The sequence below is a fragment of the Candidatus Persebacteraceae bacterium Df01 genome (assembly GCA_030386295.1).
Taxonomy (GTDB): Bacteria; Pseudomonadota; Gammaproteobacteria; order Tethybacterales; family Persebacteraceae; genus Doriopsillibacter; species Doriopsillibacter californiensis.
The window spans coordinates 78,200-98,939 of the sequence record JANQAO010000004.1 but is presented as its reverse complement, the minus strand read 5'-3'; the positions used below and the strand labels follow the sequence as shown (position 1 = coordinate 98,939).

Here is a 20,740-nt window from a genome sequence, read left to right as displayed (position 1 = left end):
CCGCCCGCAATACTCGCATCGTTTCGGTACCATAAGGGGTAATGTGATGTGGTTCGCCCGCCGCCATTAACGTTTCCCATACATGCAATCCATAGCGAGAAGGAACATTAATTTCATAAGATAACTCACCAGAAAAACTCACACGGCACACCCGCGCCCGCACACCTGCTACCGCACCTTCACGCATGGACATAAATGGAAAATCTTCCGTTGTCAGAGAAATATCGGTAACAGCAGACAAAATATCACGGCTTTTCGGTCCTACCAAGGCGATGACAGTCCATTGTTCGGTAACGCTAGTACAAAACACACGCAAGTCTGGTCTTTCAGTTTGCAGCCACTCTTCCAACCAGTTCATAACGCTGGCGGCATGACCGGTAGACGTGGTTATATGAAAATGTCCGTCATCAATCCGCATAGCAACACCATCATCAAAAATCATACCGTCCTCACGCAACATCATGCCGTAACGGCAGTATCCATTTTTAAGCGATGACATGTTGTTGGTATAAATCATATCCAGAAATTCCGCCGCATCCGGTCCTTGAATATCAATTTTTCCCAATGTAGAGGCATCCATAATACCCGCCTCATTCCTTGCCGCACGGCATTCACGAGCTGTTGCCGCCGCCATGTTTTCACCAGCGGTTGGAAAATAGCAGGGGCGCTTCCACTCGCCCACGTCTTCAAATACTGCACCACGAGTCGTGTGCCAACTATGTAGCGGCGTACGCCTTACTGGCGCGTACAACTCACGTCGATTGAACCCAGTAATCGCGCCAAAAGGCATCGGCGTATAGTTCGGGCGAAAAGTAGTATGCCCGATATCCTCCGGCGCTTGTCCACGCACATGAGCCAACAAGCACAGTGCATTAATGTTGCCAGTTTTACCTTGATCAGTGCCAAAACCGGCGGCGGTATAACGCTTCATATGTTCTACTGATTCATATCCCTCACGCGCCGCCAGAATAATATCAGCAGCGGTGACATCATTCATCCAATCCACAAAATGTTTACCCGGCCCCTTCCCCAACGGATGGAAAGTGGGAACAAACGGCACGAACAGTGAGGCACATTCCAGTGGCGCGGGGGTGGTGGTGGGTGCTGTAGCGGAGGAAGAAAAACCAGCCGCATTTGCTGCAGCCGCACCAACCTCAGCGCCCTCGCGTAAACATGATGATAATGAAAACACCGCATTTGCGGCACCACAGGCACGACAAGAGTTAAGTGGGTGTGCCTTACTGGGGATAAAAGCGCCACATTGCTTGTCCCATACGAGTTCGCCGCGTGATTGAGAAAACAAATGTGCCGTAGGTGTCCAACCACCAGAAACGGCAATCGCATCGTAGGCATGGGACAAAAAATTCTTATCTGCTTGCAACGCATCGCCTCCCGGTGCCAACTCCGCCAACTTCGTTGCCAGCAGCCCGCCAGTACGGCGTACTCCACAAATACCATATCCTAATCGCATAGTAATACCGGCATCGCGGGCACGCTGCTGCCAATATCCATCCGCATTACAACGGATATCGGCAACTTCTACGCGTGCTCCCGCATTCACCGCTGCCAGTGCCGCCGCGTAAGCACTATCATTATTCGTAAAAAAAAGAATATTGTGCCCGGGCAGCACACCATAACGATTAATATAAGTGCGTACTGCATTGGCTGTCATCACGCCGGGCACGTCACTGTCTGCAAACACTGGTGGTCGTTCAATTGCACCAGCGGCAACGACAACTTGTTTAGCACGAATTTTCCACAACCGTTGCCGCAATTTGCCGCTGCCCTGAGATACGTTTTCTATCGCAATCAGCGCGTTATAGTCATGATAACCCTGCACCGTAGTACTGGTAATTACTGTGGTATTTTCCATTCCATTTAGTACTTGCTTAGCATCGCGCAACCAATCCGCCGCCGACTGTCCATTGATTGGCATCTCACCATCATCGTTGAGCAGGTCGCCACCCAATTCCGAGTTCATCTCCGCCAGTATGACATTCGCGCCACTTTTTCCCGCCGTCAGTGCCGCCGCAAGACCAGCTGGACCGCCACCGATAATAAGCACATCGCAATGAGCGTGGTGATGAATGTACGCATCTGGGTCGTTTTCCGATGGTGCTTTGCCGCCGAAAGCAAAGCGGCGAATAATTTTTTCATAAAACATCCAAAGCTTTGGTGGCCACATGAAAGTTTTGTAATAAAAGCCCGCCGGTAATAGCATTCCTACTGTTCCCAACACGGCACCAACGTCCATATTTACCGATGGCCAACCGCTTTGCGAGCGCACTGTCATACCATCTTCTAATTTGGTTAATGTTGCGCGCACGTTTGGCGTGTGCAGTGCACCGCTACCAATAGTAAATATGGCATTAGGCTCCTCCGGTCCAGCAGTAACAATGCCGCGCGGACGACGATATTTAAAACTACGACCAACAACATTAACGCCGTTCGCCAAAAGTGCCGAAGCGACCGTGTCGCCAGCGAAGCCCTGTAGCGTTTCGCCATTAAACGTAAAAGTCAGCGGGCGTTGACGATCAACACACCCGCCAGTAGATAAGCGATATTTTTGACTCATTGTTTTTTTTGCGCTTCCAAGGCAGCTGCCGGTTTGTCGTCACCAATTTGATAGGAACCGTAAATTTCTCCAGTCACTGTATGTCGCGCTACGTTAAACCAGCGACGGCAGCCAAAAACGTGCATCCAACGTTCATAATGCACTCCCTTGGGATTAGTGCGCATAAACAAATAATCCGCCCATTCTTCATCTGATAGCGCTTCTGTTTTTTTCGCTCGCACAATGTGCGCCTCTCCGTGATATGAAAATTCAGTTTGCTCTCGCGCACCGCACCAAGGGCAATTAATCAGTAGCATATTTGTTTAGTGGTCGGTATTATTAAGTAGAAATATTTTATCACGGCAGTTGTAGACGATATTACTTTATTTTTGCTACAAAAACATTTTGTATTGCGGCAGACGAAATATGTTAATAAGAATCTTTCCAACGGCGAAGTGCGCTAAAAACAGCGGCATCACCAGTCAACGTTTTACCCGCATATTTTTGCGCCGCGTGGATAACGTTTGTCTCACGCAAGCGAAAAAATGGATTACATGCTTTTTCATCGGCAACAGTAAAAGGTACTGTGGGTATGCCTGCGCCGCGTTTTTTTTCCACCATTACCTGCCGCCGCCGCAAATCGGTATTATCTGGTTCTACGGCACAGGCAAAACGAATGTTAGCAGCGGTGTACTCATGCCCACAGTACAATAACGTTTCATCTGGTAGCGCCGCCAAGCGCCCAACTGAATCGCACATCTGTGCCAAAGTGCCTTCAAACACTCGCCCACAACCGCAAGCAAAAACAATATCACCACAAAACGCCATGCCACCGCCTATATATGAGACATGCTCTTTGGTGTGCCCGGGCGTTGCCAGCGTGCGCAAAATCAGTGAATCATTCAGTAACGTGATATTGTCACCCTCAGCACAAATGTGCGCGGACTCAACATCGCAACCAGCGGGAGCGTAAACGATAGCATTCGGGTAATGCACGATAAGCTCGCTAACACCGTCAACATGATCATAATGACGGTGGGTAAGCACGATGGCTTCCAATGTCAAATTTTCGCGTGTTAAAGTAGCCAGTACGGGTGAGGCTTCACCGGGATCAATAACTACAGCGCCCTTCGCCATCGACAACAAGTGGATATAATTATCCTTTAATGCTGAAATAACACTGACTTTAATCATTCTCTCTTATGATAATACAATCAACTGCAAAAAGCAATGCGGATTCTTGGTTTTTATCCGGTTTTGGTCGCTGGGTACTGGCACAAGAACAACGTTATTGCAATAGCATGGTGCGCGACTCTTTTGGATTTTTTGCCCTGCAACTAGGGCTCACACATCGCCCGATGACTCGTCGCGCGCCAGTACGTAATCACGCAATTATTGGCATTAACGGACATATTGTCGCCGATAGTACAGCGTTACCATTTGCCGACGATTCGGTGGATTTTATTGTGCTACAGCACGCACTAGACGCCGCTGATGCACCACACGCCGTTTTGCGCGAGGCGGTGCGAGCACTGCGCCCCGATGGGCGGTTACTCATTGTTGGCTTCAATCCAATAAGCTTACTGGGTGCCTCGGTAGGGCTAACGTCATTACCGTGGCGCGGACGTTGGTTGACGCTACGGCGAATTAAAGATTGGTTGGCACTGCTTGATATGAGCGTAGTAGAGGGTCGTTTTGCGGTGTTTTTGCCACCACTGTATCGCCGAGAAGCTCGCCGACGCATGGGATGGATGGAAAAAGCTGGCCGCCGCTGGTGGCCGCTGTGTGGTGGCGTATATTTTATTAGTGCCGTCAAACATCGTCTAGGAATGCGGGTGATTATTCCCCACTTTAGCAAAAACCGCCTGCCACGGCGCTTACCGGCAGTTGAACCAAAGCGGCAGCAACGAAACGTATGAGCACACCGGTTATCATCTATACCGACGGCGCCTGCAAAGGCAATCCTGGTCCCGGCGGCTGGGGCGCGGTGTTGCAATGGGATGACCAAGAAAAGCAATTGTGCGGTGGCGAAGAAAACACCACTAACAACCGCATGGAAATGACCGCCGTCATTAATTCTTTAGCGGTACTCAAGCACTCCTGCCGAGTTCAAGTGCGCACCGATTCGCAATATCTACAGCGCGGCATGACGGAATGGCTTGACAATTGGCAACGACGAGGATTTCGCACCGCATCAGGTAAGGCGGTCAAAAATGCAGATTTGTGGCGACAACTCGCCGAGGCTGCAAAACAACATCACATTGAGTGGCAATGGGTACGTGGACATGCCGATTGCGAAGGCAACAACCTCGCCGATAAACTTGCCAATCAAGGCGTCCAACAATTATTAGAGCAGACATCATGACCGTATGAAACAGATTTTTTTAGACACTGAAACCACTGGATTAAAGCCAGCTGAAGGACATCGCATTATTGAAGTCGTAGCACTGGCATACGAAAATCGTCACGCTATTAATGGTACGGAAGGGCAGTTTCATGCTTATTGCAATCCTGAACGCGACATTGATGCCGACGCTGAACGGGTACACGGCATGGGCGCCGAGTTTCTCGCTAGCAAACCGCGGTTTGCCGAAATTGCCCTCGCTCTACAAAATTTTCTGCGTGATGCCGAACTCATCATTCACAATGCTGCTTTTGACTGCGATTTTCTAGACTCCGAATTTGAACGCCTAAATATGCCGCCAGTACGCAACATCACACACAATGTCTTGTGTACGCTTAATTTATCGCGCCGACAAAATACGTTTTTACGTCGTCACCGGCTGGAAGATTTGTGCAAACATTACGGTGTGGACGACTCGGAACGCACCAAACACAATGCTTTGCTAGACGCTAAATTATTAGCAGAAGTGTATCTACACATGACGCGCGGACAACTTGCCATGAGAATGTCGCTACTGTCGCCAATACGCGCTTCTGTCACGCCTGAAAAAGCCGTGCCGGTGCGTTTTTTTGCAGCTAGTGAAGAGGAAATCGCTGCTCATAACGCCTATCTGGACACGATGGAAAAAGAAACCGGTGTACGCCCGCTCTGGCAACAGTAATCTATGTTTATTTTAATTAATAAATGAGCGAGCATTTACATTTTATCGGTATTGCCGGTGCTTTCATGGCGGGTGCGGCACGCATTGCCAAAGAAATGGGATATACCGTAAGCGGCAGCGACGCTGCGTTTTATCCGCCAATGGGAACACAAGCGCAAGCGCTGGGAGTGCCCTTATTTACCGGCTACGACGCCACGGTGGAGACTCGTCCGGCAGATTGTTATGTAGTGGGTAATGCTGTATCGCGCGGCAACCCACTGATGGAATCGGTGTTGCTGGAACGCCGGCCGTATATTTCCGGTGCACAGTGGCTGGGAGAGAAAGTGCTGTCATCACGTACGGTTTTGGCCGTTGCTGGCACACACGGCAAAACCACAACCACTTCGCTACTACTGTGGCTGCTAGAACGGGCAGGTTTTGCGCCTGGTTTTTTACTGGGTGGATTACCACAAAACTTTGACATTTCGGCACGACTGGGGACGTCGCCTTTTTTTGTTATTGAAGCTGACGAGTACGACACTGCCTTTTTTGACAAACGCCCGAAGTTTTTACATTATCGACCAACGGTAACAGTACTCAATAATTTAGAGTTTGATCATGCTGATATTTATTCCAATGTTGGCGAAATTGTGAAACAATTTCATTATTTATTGCGCCTTCTGCCCGCTGACGGCTTGGCAATAGCTCGCACCGATGACGCTAACTTAGCTTCTGCCATAAAAATAGGTGCGTATTGTCCGACCGTTACCTTTGGCGAAACCGGCGATTGGCAATGGCGATGGCATGGAAAAGAAATGGCGATATGGCACGACGGTGAAGAATGTTGCCGTTTTGTGCCACCATTGGCGGGAGCTGCAAACCGTGACAATATTGTCGCAGCAGCAGCAGCAGCGGCCTTTGTCGGTGTAAAGCCGCTTCACGTTGGCGATTATCTACGCGACTTTAAGCCACCGTTACGGCGACTACAAAAATTGACGAATGTCGGTGACGTAGTCTTATATGATGACTTTGGTCACCACCCCACCGCTTACCGAAAAAGTCTGGAAGCGCTAGCGGAAGCAGAGCCCCACAGGCGGTTACTCACGGTGTTTGAGCCGCGCTCCAACACAATGAAAGCCGGCATATTTGCAGAGGAACTACCGAAATCGTTAGCTGCCGCCGAAAAAATCGTTGCCGTCGGTACGCAACCGTGGCTAGAAAAAGCACTCAAAATACTTGGCGACAAAGCTACTATTTGTACAAATGCAGATATGGCATTGGCACATATATTGCAAGAAATACGCCCTGGTGACTGTATATTGTTAATGTCTAATGGTGATTTTGGTGAGCTACCAAAAAAATTGATGGATGCATTAGAAAAAAGTCGTTTACATCCAGATAGCGGTTTAGATATTTAATTCATAACAAAACTAAATAGCCGTTATTTCAATGAATTAAATAAATATTTAAATACTTAATTCACCACAAAACTAAATAGCCAACGCCAAGCGTTATTTACAGCTAACCTTGCATTATTTGCCTCGTTTGTTGCTGTACAGTAATACAACAAATCATTATAATCAGAACTTTGCCCTTTATGCCACTTGTTTTTACCGTTATTAAAGAATGCGACGCCGGTGAACGGCGGGTTGCCGCGACGCCGGAAACCGTCAGCAAATTGACGAAACAAAATCATGTAGTGCGGGTGGAGCGCGGCGCCGGCTTTACTGCCGGTTTTTCCGATACCGATTATGAAACTGCAGGGGCAAATATGATGGCTACTGCCGCTGAGGCAATTAATGGCGCTCAATTGGTGCTTAAAATTGCCTCTCCCACAGATGCTCAAACTACACTGTTTACCGCCGGGCAAACACTCATTTGTCGGCTAGACGGAGAAGGCGCCGCTGCCACTGCACAAACACTTACACAGGCGGGCGTGACTTTGTTCGCACTGGAGCGACTACCGCGCATTACCCGCGCACAAACAATGGACGTTCTATCCTCTCAGGCTAATTTATCCGGTTATAAAGCGGTATTGGATGCCGCAGCACATTACGACCGCTCATTGCCAATGATGATGACTGCAGCCGGAACGGTACCCGCAGCACGCGTATTTATCATGGGTGTCGGCGTCGCCGGCTTACAAGCTATTGCTACGGCACGGCGACTGGGTGCGATAGTGTGGGCAACGGATGTACGCCCCAGCACCAAAGAAGAAGTTGAATCACTAGGTGCCCGTTTTGTCGCCGTTGAAGATGAAGAGTTTAAACAAGCACAAACTGCCGGCGGCTATGCCAAAGAAATGTCGGCGGCATATCAACAAAAGCAGCAACAACTAATTGCCGAAACAATTATCAAACAAGATATTGTCATCACCACCGCGCTAATTCCCGGACGTCCCGCGCCCAAACTGATTAGCGCAGGCATGGTGAACTCTATGAAGCGCGGTACAGTAATTATAGATTTGGCAGCAGAAACCGGTGGCAATTGCGAACTTTGTGTACGCGGGCAAACAATAGTTACCGACAACGGCGTCACCATTGTCGGAAATGTTAATGTTCCGTCACGCTTGGCTAATGCCGCCAGCCATCTATATGCGCGTAACATCCTTGCTTTTATTAATCTTATTACGACAGACGACACGCTAAATTTTGACACCGAAGACGAAATCATTAACGCTACCATGGTGGCCAAAGACGGTTTTTGGCGAGTTCCAAAGGGCGCAAGATGAACACGATTACAGTTACCGTTGCGGCGACGCAAGCGATACAAAGCGGACAACCATCACTGTTGTTTTTATTCACCGTATTCGTTCTCGCCTGTTTTGTCGGCTACTATGTAGTGTGGAGCGTCACGCCAGCTTTGCACTCGCCGTTAATGGGCGTAACAAACGCTATTTCATCGGTTATTATTGTCGGCGCACTCATCGCCGCCGCCCCTGCCGGCGAATTTAATTTATCCAAATTATTTGGTTATGCCGCTATTTTTCTCGCCGGCATCAACATTGTTGGTGGGTTTATCGTAACCCAACGAATGCTAACAATGTTCCGTAAAAAGGATAATACATGACGGCACAAGGAGCCAGTTTTTTGTATTTGTTAGCCGGTGTGTGTTTTATCATGTCACTGCGGAGCTTGTCATCACCAGAAACTGCACGACGCGGCAACATCATCGGCATGATCGGCATGGCTATTGCCATTATTACTACCTTAACCATAGTGGCAACCGACGCCGATAAGTTTTCATTGACTGGCATTCTCATTACGGCTCTCGCAGGCGGCCTTGTTGGCGCACTATTAGCGATTCGCATTCAAATGACAGCACTACCGCAACTGGTTGCAGCATTTCATTCTCTAGTGGGTTTGGCAGCCGTGTTGGTCGCTTCAGCCGCCTTTTTCAATCCCGTCGCTTACGGCATTAGTAGTGCTACTGGAGACATCGGCACCATTAGCTTACTAGAAATGGGAATTGGCGTCATCGTCGGCGCTATTACTTTCACTGGATCGGTAGTGGCGTTCACGAAATTGCAAGGCATTGCCGGCTCATCACCGACAATTTTTGTAGGCCAGCACAAATTTAATGCCCTAATGGCATGTGTATTGATTGCTTTATTGATATGGTTTTGCATAACACAATCACCAACTGCATTTATCTCACTTATCTTGTTATCGTTGTTATTGGGCGTCTTACTCATCATTCCTATTGGCGGCGCTGACATGCCGGTAGTAGTGTCTATGCTTAATTCTTACTCCGGCTGGGCAGCTTGCGGCATCGGTTTTACGTTAGGTAATATCGGATTAGTTATCACCGGCGCGCTAGTAGGCGCCAGCGGCGCTATCCTCTCATATATTATGTGTAAAGGTATGAACCGTTCAATTATCAATGTATTGTTAGGTGGTTTTGGCAGTGACACGGCAACCGGCAGCGGCAACACAAGCGATGGAGAAGCGCGCCCCGTCAAAACCGGTAGCGCCGACGATGCCGCGTTTATCATGCGCAACGCCGAACGTATCATTGTCGTACCGGGCTACGGCATGGCGGTAGCCCAGGCGCAACACGCTCTGCGTGAAATGGCAGATTTGCTCAAAAAAGAAGGTATCTCTGTGAGTTATGCTATTCATCCGGTTGCCGGACGCATGCCTGGTCACATGAATGTACTGTTAGCCGAAGCCAATGTGCCTTATGATGAGGTCTTTGAATTAGAAGAAATTAATAATGATTTTGCGCGTGCTGACGTCGCCTTTCTTATCGGTGCTAATGACACTACCAATCCAGCAGCCAAGACTGATCCTTCAAGCCCAATATATGGCATGCCGATTTTGGAGGTAGGAAATGCTAAAACCGTTATGGTTATCAAGCGCTCGCTAGGCGGCGGCTACGCCGGCGTAGAAAATGATATTTTCTTTCGCGATAACACCATGATGCTATTTGGCGACGCAAAAAAAATGTGCGAACAAATTATTCGGGCATTATAAAAACCATAATTCATTATTTAGCTAGCGCAATTATTTGCGTACAATAAATCCTGAATACCTTACAGGCATCTACGAAAAAGATATTTTATTCCTATTATGAAAAAAATCAGCGACATTCTCGCCGACAATGTCTTCACGCAATATCGGCGTCAAGCGGATACGCTATCACAACTTGAACAAGCAGTTCAACGCGCTATTGTCTTTGCTGGCGGTGAGGGATTGCGTTGCCGAGTGTTTTCTTTTGCCAGTAGCGAGCTGTGTCTTGTTGCTGCTAGCACTGCTGATGCCGCACGGTTACGACAAATGTTACCTTCCGTCACTCGTATAGTCAGTAGTGAATTCCCTCATATTGAAAAAACTCGAATCAATATTCAACCTTAACTTTGATATTTGGTGTCATCTCGCGCAACCGATTACACAATTTTTCGCTCGGACTCCATTTGTCACCCAATGATATGGCGCAACGCAGCGTTTGGTCTGCATAATTTAAAATAATCTCACAGTGCCCAGCTGCGTCTTGTGCAAAATTAAGTTCTTCGTGCAATTTTTCCACTGGCGTATCGGCAGTACAAGATAATACTAAACGACGTGCACGTTCAATAACAAAATCATCCCTTGTGTAAAGACGATCAGCAAATACTCTCGGTGCCGCGTTATGCATACCGTTGCTTACATTACCTTCTACAATCAACAACGCTTGTTGCTCTTCTAGTTTTCCCATTTTTTTCAGCATTACCGCATCCACCACCACTTCAAAAGCGGCGGCACTATCATCTTGCAAAATAATAATTTCACGTCCGCCACGTCGCATTTTGGCAGGCGTCATCGTACCGTTATACACACCGGCAATGCGACAAGATGATGATTTTGCGTTAACTTCAGACAACCGCGGTGGCTGGAGAGGTACATCTCGCAAAAAATCCTGATACAACGTATAAAAAGATCCTGTTAATGCAAACCCCAACGCTTTTAGTTCATTTGCAAGCGTTTCGTATGCGCCCCACTTCCCTCTGTCAATAAGAGCATTACCAGTATCGCCAAACAATCCCATACCACCACGAGCGGCTTCTTCCAACGCTGCCGGCAAAGAATCGAGCACAGCGGCACGATTATCATGCAAGCTGTCAAAAGCACCAGCACAAATCAAATTTTCTAGTGCCGCCTGGGTGATTTGGCGAGTACCGTGCAAGCGCCGACAACAATCAAACAAATTAGCGAATGGCTTGTTGCCACGAGCGCGTTCAATTTCGTCTACCACTCCACCACCCACACCTTTGATGGCTTGTAGACTGTAAGCAATATGTCTCGCATCTGGTGTGAAAAAATCGCGCCCACCGGTATTGATGTCGGGCGGTAGCACTACAATATCCACATTACGAGCGCTATTGGTTAATATTTTAAGTCGCTCGGTATCGCCAGCATCAGCACTCATAACAGCGGCATAAAATGCTGCCGGATAATGCGCCTTAAGATATGCAGTACGATAGGACAGCAACGCGTAGGCAGCAGCATGAGATTTGTTAAACGCATAATCAGCAAAAGATTGAATCTGATCAAACAATGCCGACGATTTGCCCTCAGCCAGCTTATCTTTGGCGCCTTCAACAAAACGCTGCCGCTGGGCGGCCATTTCATCTGCTTTTTTCTTGCCAATAGCACGCCGCAACAAATCGGCTTCGCCCAACGAATACCCGGACAATAACCGGGCTGCTTCCATCACTTGTTCCTGATAGACAAAAACGCCATATGTCTCGCGCAATGCGTCTTCTAGTACGGTATGTGGGTATGTAACATCTGACTCGCCATTTTTACGCCGAATGTAATCATCCGCCATTCCAGAATCGAGCGGACCGGGTCGGAACAAAGCCATCAGAGCGACAATATCGCCAAAGCGATCGGGCTTAAGTCGTCGCATGAGGCTTCTCATACCACGTGACTCACACTGAAAAACTCCCAGCGTATCACCACGAGCATACAAATCGTACGCCTTCACGTCATCCGTTAATATTTTTTCTAGCGAAAAATCTGGCGCCCCCAAACCACTATTGCGAATCAGTTTTTCTGCTTTATCAATAATGGTAAGCGTTTTTAATCCCAAAAAATCAAATTTCACCAAGCCAACTTTTTCAATGTCATTCATGTCTAGTTGGCTGACAGCACTACCTGTATCGGCAGCAGCGTACAACGGACAAAAATCTACGATGGGAGCGGGTGCAATGAGCACTCCGCCGGCGTGAGTTCCGATGTTACGTGGCAATCCTTCTACCTGCTGCGACAACTCGTACAGGTGTGCTACTTCTTCATCATTGTTAATTTCTTCTGCCAATGGTGGTGATTCTTTAACTGCACGTTTTAGAGTCATATCTGGCGCAAAGGGGATGAGACGAGCAATACGATCACTAAATCCATATGGATAACCCAGCACTCTGCCAACGTCGCGCACAGCACCACGCGCACCAATTTGTCCAAAAGTAACAATCTGCGCCACACGATCAACTCCATATTTTTCCATGACATAGCGAATAACACGGTCGCGCCCGTCAATGCAAAAATCAATATCAAAATCAGGCATAGATACGCGCTCCGGATTTAAAAAGCGCTCAAACAACAAACCATAAAAAATGGGATCCAAATCGGTAATTCCCAACGCATATGCAGCAAGCGAGCCCGCACCCGAACCCCGCCCGGGACCAACGGGAATACTTTCTTGCTTTGCCCAGCCGACAAAATCAGAAACGATAAGATAATAATCAGCAAATCCCATTGAATTAATAACGCCGATTTCGTGTGCCAGCCGCTTCTCATATTCATCAGGAATAGTATCGCTTTGCAAACGTAGCAGCAGCCCTTCTGTTGACAATCGCATCAGTGCATCTGCCGGATTTTCTCCCTCTAGTTGCTCCAGCCGTGGCAAAAAGTGCTCACCCAAATGATAAGAAAAATTACACCGCCGAGCAATTTCAACGCTATTAGCCAGCGCCTCGGGCATATCAGCAAAACGCTGTTGCATGTCGGCGGGACTAAGTAAATAAGGCTTATCGGAAAAAGGTTTCCCTCGCGCCTCATCATTGAGCTGCCAGTTGTGAGCAATACAGCGACGCACTTCTAGCATTTGTGTTTCTTCAGCACGGACGCATTGCACAGGATGCGTAGCTACGACCGGCAGGCCTACCTTTGCAGCCAATACCGATAACGCCGCTGCTAGTGGATCATCGTCGGTCGTGCGCCAGACTTCCACATAAAAACGCTCAGGAAACCGCGCCGCCCAACATCGCGCCGCTGCCAAAGCCGCATCCTGCTGCCCTTCTAACAGCTTGCGCCCGATATCGCCACGCGCTCCTCCCGACAAGGCAATAAGCCCAGTGGTGATGTCAGTATTTTCCAGCCATGAAACGTGCAAAACACCACTGCCACCCTCTTCTTTGTCATAGGCACGGGTGAGCAGTCGGCTGAGATTTTTGTAACCGACAGCGTTCATACAAAACAATGGCACAGCGAAATTGCTATCGCCGTCATTTACAGTTACTTCGCACCCAATAATCGGCTTGACGCCGTGCTGACGACACGCATTGAAAAATTTAACGGCACCAAACATATTACCCATGTCGGCAAGCCCCAGTGCCGGCATGTTAAGTTCGGCAGCACGAGCGACAACTGCACCAAGTCGGGCGGCGCCATCGTTCATAGAATACTCGCTATACACCCGCAAGTGGATAAAATCGCTCTTCCTGCTCATTCGTCACCTAATTATACTGTCACCGGACAGCCTTATTAGGTGTGTATAATTTGCATAATTTTTGTATTTGCGGGTCTGTAGCTCAGCGGTTAGAGCACACGCTTGATAAGCGTGGGGTCGTTGGTTCAAATCCAACCTGACCCACCAACTATTCAGAAAACGGTGGGTAATATCCGCGCTCGTAAGGGGCGACGACAAAACGGTAGCGGTATCTTCAAAAAATCAGAATATCAACCATATTCTTAAAAATATTGCAGTAAGACACCTGCTTTTTAACCATCAATAAACAGTAAATATATCAAAGCTTTGCAATATCGTAAAGCATTATGACTTGAGAAGCACAAACTAACATTGACAGCTGACACTCGTACACAAAGTCAGTAAAAAAACGGCGGATTATCTCAACTTAACGTCAAACCAGCAAGTGGTACAATCACATAACCTATTTTTTCATTCTTAAAAGTCTACGTTTTCAGATTAATGAATTAACAATTTGGGCAAAAATTCGCAAGTGATACCTCTTATTGAAGCAGGATAAAATACAGTGGCAAAAAACACAATCTTATCCAAGCTATTTCTAGAGTAAATAGAAAGTTTGAGACAAAAGAAAAGGGATTAGTCGTAGACTATATCGGCATCAAAAAGTAAATGAACCTTGCATTATCACAATATACTAATGGGCTAAATCAAAATCTAGAAGATATTGAACAATCAGTAATCGTGGTAAAAAATCATTTGCACCTATTGGATAGCTTATTTCATGAATTTGATTCAACTTCTTATTACAAGGGCACACCACTTGAATAACTAAACTGCTTACGTTATTCGGCTAACTTTGCGATTAGAACAAAAAAATTTGAAAAGGCTTTTATGGACTTAACCAAACAACTTAAACTTGCTTACGATATTTGCGTAGGAAATGATAAATTAGCTCAAGCTCATAAAAATAAAATTTATTATTATTTAGCAGTCCGCAATATTGTATTTAAAATAACTACTAACGGCACACCCGATGCAGAACAAATGAATCGTAAAGTACGTGATTTAGTTAACCAAGCATTAATGAGCGATGGTGTTGAAGAGATATTCAAACTTGGAAAAGATCAAAGTAGATAGATATTTTTAATCCCGACTATCTTGCAAAGGTAGCCGCTATTAAACAACCTCATACGAAACTTCAATTACTTCAACAAATGATGGCTAATGCAATTGGTGAGTTAAATAAAATTAATAAAGTTAAGGGCATAGATTTTTCTAAGCAGATGAATGCTTTATTTAAAAAATACAATGAGCGTAATGAAAAAGATGTATTGAGAAGCGAAGTAATCAATGATTTTTCAGATGAAATCATCAATTTGTACAAAAAACTTGAAGACGAAATGTCATCGTATAAAGAGATGGAAATTAGTTTTGAGGAAAAAGCATTTTATGATACCTTGCTTCCTTTAACTCATAAATATGATTTTACCTATCTAGAAGATAAATTGATTGGACTCTCTAGCGAAGTCAAAAAAATTATTGACGATAAAGCTATCTATACTGACTGGAACAAACGCGAGGACATTAAGGCAGGGTTGCAGTTTGATTTGACTCTCTTATTAGATAAGTGGGACTACCCACCTATGGATAAAGATGAAGTCTATAAATAAATTTTTGAGCAAGCTGAAAATTTTAAGCGAAATAAATATTAGTTAATAAAACAAGCCGATCGCCAATCTACAAAACACATCGGTTATCTCTAGATGGAAATTTATCTGTGACAATCTGATTAGACCTTCAATATTTCATCATATTTTTTATGGACTTTAAGGCGGCTTATTTATCACGTTTTCTGATACAAATATTTCTAGCATCTCACCCTCATGGTCAACTGCTCGCCATAAATAATGTTGAGCTCCCTTGATTTTCACAAACACTTCATCTAAATGCTAACGCCAATTAGAGCATTGCCCTGTACGCTTTTGTTTGATTGAAGAACCAATACGTTATCCAAATTTTATAACCCAGTAGCGAATAGATTCATGCGTTACATCAATCCCTCTTTCATACAACAACTCTTCGTCCTATCTAAATGATAGAAGGTAGCGGATATAGAGCATAATGGCGTATTTGATTATGGGCAGCTCTGCTTTGAAATAATGAAATGGTGTATTCATAATTACTTGGCTAGAATTATTTTTTCTGAACTGAATTTTGCTACAATCAAACCTCTCTCTTAGTGAGATATGTTTTTTAAATTTATTATGAACTTAACCCGTTTCCCAAGATTGCTTTTTTCACATTTGCCAACACAGTTAGAGCTAATGTCGGCTTTGTCTAAGGCTTTAGGCGGTCCGCGTATTTGGATTAAGCGGGATGATTGCACAGGTCTTGCTGGTGGTGGCAATAAAACACGAAAACTAGAGTTTTTAATGGCTGATGCAGTCAAAAAGAAAGCCGATGTTATTATCACTCAGGGGGCGGTTCAATCAAATCATGTTCGTCAATCGGTTGCTATTGCTGCCAAGCTGGGAATGGCATCTTATGCTTTGTTTGAAGAACGAATTGATAGTAAAGATAATGACTATAACCATAATGGTAATGTCTTACTTACTAAGATGTTTAATACACACATATCACGCCATCCAAGTGGTACGGATATGAATGCTGCCATGGAATCTGTTGCTGAGAAATTGCGTGTTGAGGGCAAAAACCCTTATATTATCCCTGGTGGCGGATCAAATACCATTGGAGCTTTAGGTTATGTCAATTGTGCTCTTGAACTTATAGCGCAAACTAATGAACAGAATCTTCATGTGGATCATATCATTCATGCAACAGGCTCTAGTGGCACTCAAGCCGGATTGGTTACTGGTATTCATGGCATGAATGCCACGACTTCAGTTTTGGGTATTGGTGTACGAATGCCTAGAGACATTCAAGAAGCCAATGTTTTAGCATTGGCACAGGATACCGCTCAAATGTTGGGATTTAGAACCGCAATTACACCAGAAGAAGTGCAGGCAAATTGCGATTATGTGGGTGAAGGTTACGGCATTCCAGCTGATAGCACTTTGGAAGCCATTCAAATGACAGCTCAGCTAGAGGGCATATTATTGGATCCTGTTTATTCGGGTAAGGGGATGGCTGGTTTGATAGACTTGATTCGCAAGGGTGTATTTCACCGTAACGAAAACGTTGTGTTTATCCATACTGGAGGTGCGCAAGCATTATTTGGCTATAGACATAACTTGGAGTAATGGACTGATTTATTTTTAGTGGTTTTTTGCATTTCAAAGGAGAGTATTATGAAAAAAATATTATTATCGTGCTTATTGATGAGCACTTTTATTAGCTCAGGGTCAATGGCTGCTGAAAAGGTGAACATTGGCGAACCTGCTTGGGTGGGAGCAAAAGCTATTGCTCATTTAATTAAAGCAGTAGTTGAGACAAAAATTGGTGGTACTGCTAATTTAGTTCCGGGGAATAATGCTAGCATTTTTCAAGCCATGGATGCTGGTAAAGGTGCTATTGATGTTCACCCTGATGTATGGTTGCCGAATCAACAAAGTTTTACTAAAAAGTATGTTGATGGCACCAAGCGAGTTGCATTGAGTTCAAAAAATTATGTGGGAAAACAGAGTTTTTGCGTTTCGCGTAAATTTTCAGAAAAACATAATGTAAAGTCTATTTTTGATTTAGCACGCCCTGAAATCGCGAAATTAATGGATAACGATGGCAATGGAAAAGGTGAGATTTGGGTTGGAGCTCCAGGCTGGGCATCTGCCAATGTCAATAGCGTTAAAGTTCGCGATTATGGTTTGCTTCCTTTCATGGAGCCAGTGAAAGCTGAACAAAGTGTAATGCAGGCAACCGTTGGTGACACAATAGCCAAAGGCAAAGGTTATGCTTTTTATTGCTATTCGCCTCATGCTATTTGGTTCTTATACGATGTTGTAAGATTATCTGAACCAAAGTATGATCCTGCTAAATATGTCATGCTTCAACCTTCTGATTCCCCAGATTGGTATGAAAAATCTAAAGTAATGACTGAAGATGCCTTGAAACAAGTTCAAGTAGCATTTTCTAAATCTTTGGAAAACCGCTCTCCTATCATTTACGACTTTTTGCAAAATATGCAATTAACATCAGAGGATGTCAGTTATTTTGCCTTCCAAATCGCAGGCGAAAAACGCGATGCCAGTGAGGTAGTAACCGAGTGGATTAAAGATAATAGTAAGCGAGTTGATGGCTGGTTAGGTTTATAATTTTTATTTATTGAGTGTGCAGAAAAGCTTAGCCTCTGCTTGAAAGTAGAGGCTAAACTCTTAAAGCTATTGCGCATGAAAAAAGAGAGTGAATTTGCTATTGAAGTTTCCAAAGTATGGAAATTATTTGGGAAAAATCATAAAGCAGCATTCAAAGCTGTTTTAGAACAAGGCATTTCAAAAAAACAAGTTTTAGAACAATATGATTGTGTAGTTGGTGTTGCGGATGTCAGCTTTACGGTAAAACCAGGACAAATCTATTGTATTATGGGACTTTCTGGGAGTGGCAAGTCAACGTTAGTAAGACATATTAACCGTTTATTAGAGCCAACTTATGGCGAGGTACTAATTAATGGCGTTGACATTATGTCTTTTGAGGATAAGGAATTACAACGTTTTCGCAATAATCATATTGCCATGGTGTTTCAACATTTTGGTCTTATGCCACATCGTTCAGTTTTAGATAATATTTCTTTATCTTTAGAAATTAGAGGAGTGAATAAGAATAAGTGTTTAGAAATTGCCGAACGTAATTTACACCTTGTGAATTTGGATGGCTGGGGCAATAAATTTGCTAATGAACTATCTGGAGGAATGCAGCAGCGAGTCGGATTGGCGCGGGCTTTGGCAGCAGACCCAGATATTTTATTAATGGATGAACCTTTTAGTGCTTTGGATCCTTTAATTCGTAATCAATTACAAAAGCAATTTATGGAATTATCTGTCAAAATGAATAAAACGACGCTTTTTATCACCCATGATTTGGATGAGGCTGTGCGCATTGGTGACCGCATTGCGATTATGCGTGATGGTCGAATTGTGCAAGAAGACACACCTGAAAACATTGTATTGCACCCTGTTGATGAGTACGTATCTGACTTTGTGGCGGGTATTTCAAGGTTAAAAGTTGTTCGAGCGCATTCGGTTATGACCAAATTAATTGTTTTTGAAAATAAATATGGACAGATTAATAGTGATGATTATCCCACTTATGCAGAAGATACTCCTCTTAGTGATTTGATACAGTCAGCAATAGATACTGAAAAACCGATAGTTATAGTTGATAAACAAAATAAGCCGAAAGGTGTCATTCAATATCAAGACTTGCTTAAAGCAGTTATAGATGGAGGATGATACACATGAATAATCAATCACCCGGCAAAAAATCCAAACAACAACAAAACCATGAAGAGCGCTTAGTCTTGATGGATAAGTTTACAGGAACCAATAACGCATATTACCGTCGAGAGTTTGCTCGTTTAGGCGATAGTACATCTTTTATTTGGAGTTTTAATTTTATTGCTTTTTTGCTTGGCCCAATTTGGTTTGGCATGCGTGGGTTGTGGAAATGGGGATTACCTTTTGTGATCGTTGAAACGTTTGCAGTTATTCAAATTGTGCGTAACGTCTTGGGTGATTTTTCACAATCTTATGCTCAACGAATTGAGAGTATTGAAGGCACAATTAATTTAAGAGAGCGACAATTACAAGTTGCAATTGAAAAAGGCAGTGAAAAAGTAGCTGCTATTGAAAGTTGGATTACTTCATTAAAAAATGAGATAAGCAACATCCATCGAGAAATTCAAGTGCAAGAAGACCTTGCGATTTGGTTCGCTTTATTAGGACTGGCTGTTTTATTGTTGGCTAAATTCGTTCAAGGAACAATTGCCAATCGCCTATTGGAAAAAAGATTTTCTCAATGGTTATCCGACCGCAGCATCAAATCAGGCGTGAAGACCAGTAATATTATTTTGAGTGTTTTATTTGTTTGCTTTATATTTTCAATTGGAGTTATTCACTATGGCTTTGGTGCATCAATTATTGATCTCAGGCAATTTCCGACTAACCCAGCTTATCGCCTTGAAGCCATTAACTTCATTGTGAGTTTCTTTGAGTGGCTGACCTCGTCCTCTTCATCCATTTTTTATGGTATTTCTCAAACTATTCGTATCTTCTTAGATTATTTGGAAGTGTTGTTTGTCAATACCCCTTGGCCAATTGTTGCAAGCTTTATTATACTTTTAACAGGGCTTACTGCTGGTATTAAAGGGGCTGTTTTTGCAGCCTTATCGCTTTTATTTATGGGGGTGTTTGAGTTTTGGGAAAAAGCTATGACAACTCTTGCCTTGTTAGGAACTGCTGCTTGCATCAGTATCAGCATTGGCGTGCCTTTGGGTGTTTTTAGCGCCAGAAGAGAGCGGTTTTATAACTTCATTAGCCCCATTATGGACTTTATGCAAACAATGCCTTCTTTTGTTTTTATGATTCCAGTGATTGCATTATTTAGTGTTGGAAAACCTGCTGCAATTATTATCACGATGATTTTTGGCGGAACACCAGTAGTACGTTTGACAGTTCTTGGAATGCGAGGGGTGCCAGAGTCAATCCGAGAAGCTGCCATTGCATTTGGAGCCAATAAGTGGTACTTGCTGTCTAAGGTAGATTTACCGCTTGCTGCGCCTTCTATTTTTGCGGGCATCAATCAAACAGTTATGTTGAGCTTGGCAATGGTAGTAGTCGCTTCATTGATTGGTGCAAAAGGGTTGGGAGAAGACGTATTAGAAGCATTGCAATACGCCAACGTTGGGCAGGGGATTTTAGCAGGGTTTGCTATCTTATTTTGCGCCATGATACTTAATAGAATCATTCAAGGTAAAAACAATTAACTTACAGTGTCTTGCCTC

General features: G+C 44.7%; 18 protein-coding genes and 1 tRNA gene. 15 read left to right on the top strand and 4 right to left on the bottom strand.

Annotation, left to right across the window (positions count from 1 at the left end; translation table 11 throughout):
* The 3 genes from NQX30_07455 to gloB form a co-directional block, all read right to left on the bottom strand.
* Positions 1–2,575, bottom strand: a 2,575-nt coding sequence (locus NQX30_07455) for a 2Fe-2S iron-sulfur cluster-binding protein (protein MDM5148191.1), incomplete at its 3' end; no start/stop codon positions are given.
* Positions 2,572–2,871 carry a sarcosine oxidase subunit delta gene (locus NQX30_07450; protein MDM5148190.1) on the bottom strand — a complete coding sequence of 100 codons (300 nt, stop codon included), beginning with the start codon at positions 2,869–2,871 and terminating at the stop codon, positions 2,572–2,574. The genes NQX30_07455 and NQX30_07450, both read right to left, overlap by 4 nt.
* Before the next feature lie 112 nt (positions 2,872–2,983).
* Positions 2,984–3,748: a hydroxyacylglutathione hydrolase gene (gene gloB, locus NQX30_07445; protein ID MDM5148189.1), complete on the bottom strand. Its 765-nt coding sequence runs from the start codon at positions 3,746–3,748 to the stop codon at positions 2,984–2,986.
* Between the two features lie 8 nt (positions 3,749–3,756).
* Between gloB and NQX30_07440 the strand changes: the two genes are divergently transcribed.
* From NQX30_07440 to NQX30_07405, 8 genes are all read left to right on the top strand, one after another.
* Entirely contained in the window at positions 3,757–4,473 is a 717-nt protein-coding gene (locus tag NQX30_07440; GenBank protein ID MDM5148188.1) for a class I SAM-dependent methyltransferase, read from the top strand.
* Positions 4,470–4,919 carry a ribonuclease HI gene (gene rnhA / locus NQX30_07435; protein ID MDM5148187.1) on the top strand — a complete coding sequence of 150 codons (450 nt, stop codon included), beginning with the start codon at positions 4,470–4,472 and terminating at the stop codon, positions 4,917–4,919. The genes NQX30_07440 and rnhA overlap by 4 nt, the downstream gene beginning before the upstream one ends.
* Positions 4,920–4,923: 4 nt before the next feature.
* The gene (gene dnaQ, locus NQX30_07430; protein MDM5148186.1) at positions 4,924–5,619 is read left to right on the top strand and encodes a DNA polymerase III subunit epsilon; all 696 of its coding nucleotides are present in this window, start codon (positions 4,924–4,926) and stop codon (positions 5,617–5,619) included.
* 23 nt (positions 5,620–5,642) lie between these two features.
* A complete protein-coding gene (gene mpl / locus NQX30_07425) occupies positions 5,643–7,016 on the top strand; it encodes a UDP-N-acetylmuramate:L-alanyl-gamma-D-glutamyl-meso-diaminopimelate ligase (protein ID MDM5148185.1) in 1,374 nt (457 codons plus the stop codon).
* A 179-nt stretch (positions 7,017–7,195) separates the two neighbouring features.
* Positions 7,196–8,329: a Re/Si-specific NAD(P)(+) transhydrogenase subunit alpha gene (locus tag NQX30_07420; protein MDM5148184.1), complete on the top strand. Its 1,134-nt coding sequence runs from the start codon at positions 7,196–7,198 to the stop codon at positions 8,327–8,329.
* Positions 8,326–8,667, top strand: coding sequence for a proton-translocating transhydrogenase family protein (locus NQX30_07415; protein MDM5148183.1), 342 nt, complete (start codon positions 8,326–8,328; stop codon positions 8,665–8,667). The genes NQX30_07420 and NQX30_07415 overlap by 4 nt, the downstream gene beginning before the upstream one ends.
* Positions 8,664–10,073 (top strand): NAD(P)(+) transhydrogenase (Re/Si-specific) subunit beta, encoded by a 1,410-nt coding sequence (locus NQX30_07410; protein MDM5148182.1) that lies wholly within the window; start codon positions 8,664–8,666, stop codon positions 10,071–10,073. Before NQX30_07415 ends, NQX30_07410 begins: the two co-directional genes overlap by 4 nt.
* Positions 10,074–10,169: 96 nt before the next feature.
* A complete protein-coding gene (locus NQX30_07405; protein ID MDM5148181.1) occupies positions 10,170–10,454 on the top strand; it encodes a DUF721 domain-containing protein in 285 nt (94 codons plus the stop codon).
* Here NQX30_07405 and dnaE read toward each other — a convergent pair.
* On the bottom strand, positions 10,438–13,809 hold the full coding sequence (dnaE, locus tag NQX30_07400) for a DNA polymerase III subunit alpha (protein ID MDM5148180.1): 3,372 nt from the start codon (positions 13,807–13,809) through the stop codon (positions 10,438–10,440). The genes NQX30_07405 and dnaE overlap by 17 nt on opposite strands.
* A 71-nt stretch (positions 13,810–13,880) precedes the next feature.
* Here dnaE and NQX30_07395 point away from each other — a divergent pair.
* The 7 genes from NQX30_07395 (at position 13,881) to NQX30_07365 (ending at position 20,722) form a co-directional block, all read left to right on the top strand.
* Positions 13,881–13,956, top strand: a tRNA-Ile gene (locus NQX30_07395).
* Between the two features lie 723 nt (positions 13,957–14,679).
* A complete protein-coding gene (locus tag NQX30_07390) occupies positions 14,680–14,925 on the top strand; it encodes a DUF3387 domain-containing protein (GenBank protein ID MDM5148179.1) in 246 nt (81 codons plus the stop codon).
* Between the two features lie 38 nt (positions 14,926–14,963).
* Positions 14,964–15,458 carry a DUF3387 domain-containing protein gene (locus NQX30_07385; GenBank protein ID MDM5148178.1) on the top strand — a complete coding sequence of 165 codons (495 nt, stop codon included), beginning with the start codon at positions 14,964–14,966 and terminating at the stop codon, positions 15,456–15,458.
* 594 nt (positions 15,459–16,052) lie between these two features.
* Positions 16,053–17,048 carry a D-cysteine desulfhydrase gene (locus NQX30_07380; protein ID MDM5148177.1) on the top strand — a complete coding sequence of 332 codons (996 nt, stop codon included), beginning with the start codon at positions 16,053–16,055 and terminating at the stop codon, positions 17,046–17,048.
* Between the two features lie 48 nt (positions 17,049–17,096).
* Positions 17,097–18,056 carry a glycine/betaine ABC transporter substrate-binding protein gene (locus NQX30_07375; protein MDM5148176.1) on the top strand — a complete coding sequence of 320 codons (960 nt, stop codon included), beginning with the start codon at positions 17,097–17,099 and terminating at the stop codon, positions 18,054–18,056.
* Between the two features lie 75 nt (positions 18,057–18,131).
* A complete protein-coding gene (locus NQX30_07370) occupies positions 18,132–19,190 on the top strand; it encodes an ATP-binding cassette domain-containing protein (protein MDM5148175.1) in 1,059 nt (352 codons plus the stop codon).
* 5 nt (positions 19,191–19,195) lie between these two features.
* Positions 19,196–20,722 carry an ABC transporter permease subunit gene (locus tag NQX30_07365; GenBank protein ID MDM5148174.1) on the top strand — a complete coding sequence of 509 codons (1,527 nt, stop codon included), beginning with the start codon at positions 19,196–19,198 and terminating at the stop codon, positions 20,720–20,722.
* Positions 20,723–20,740 lie beyond the last annotated feature (18 nt).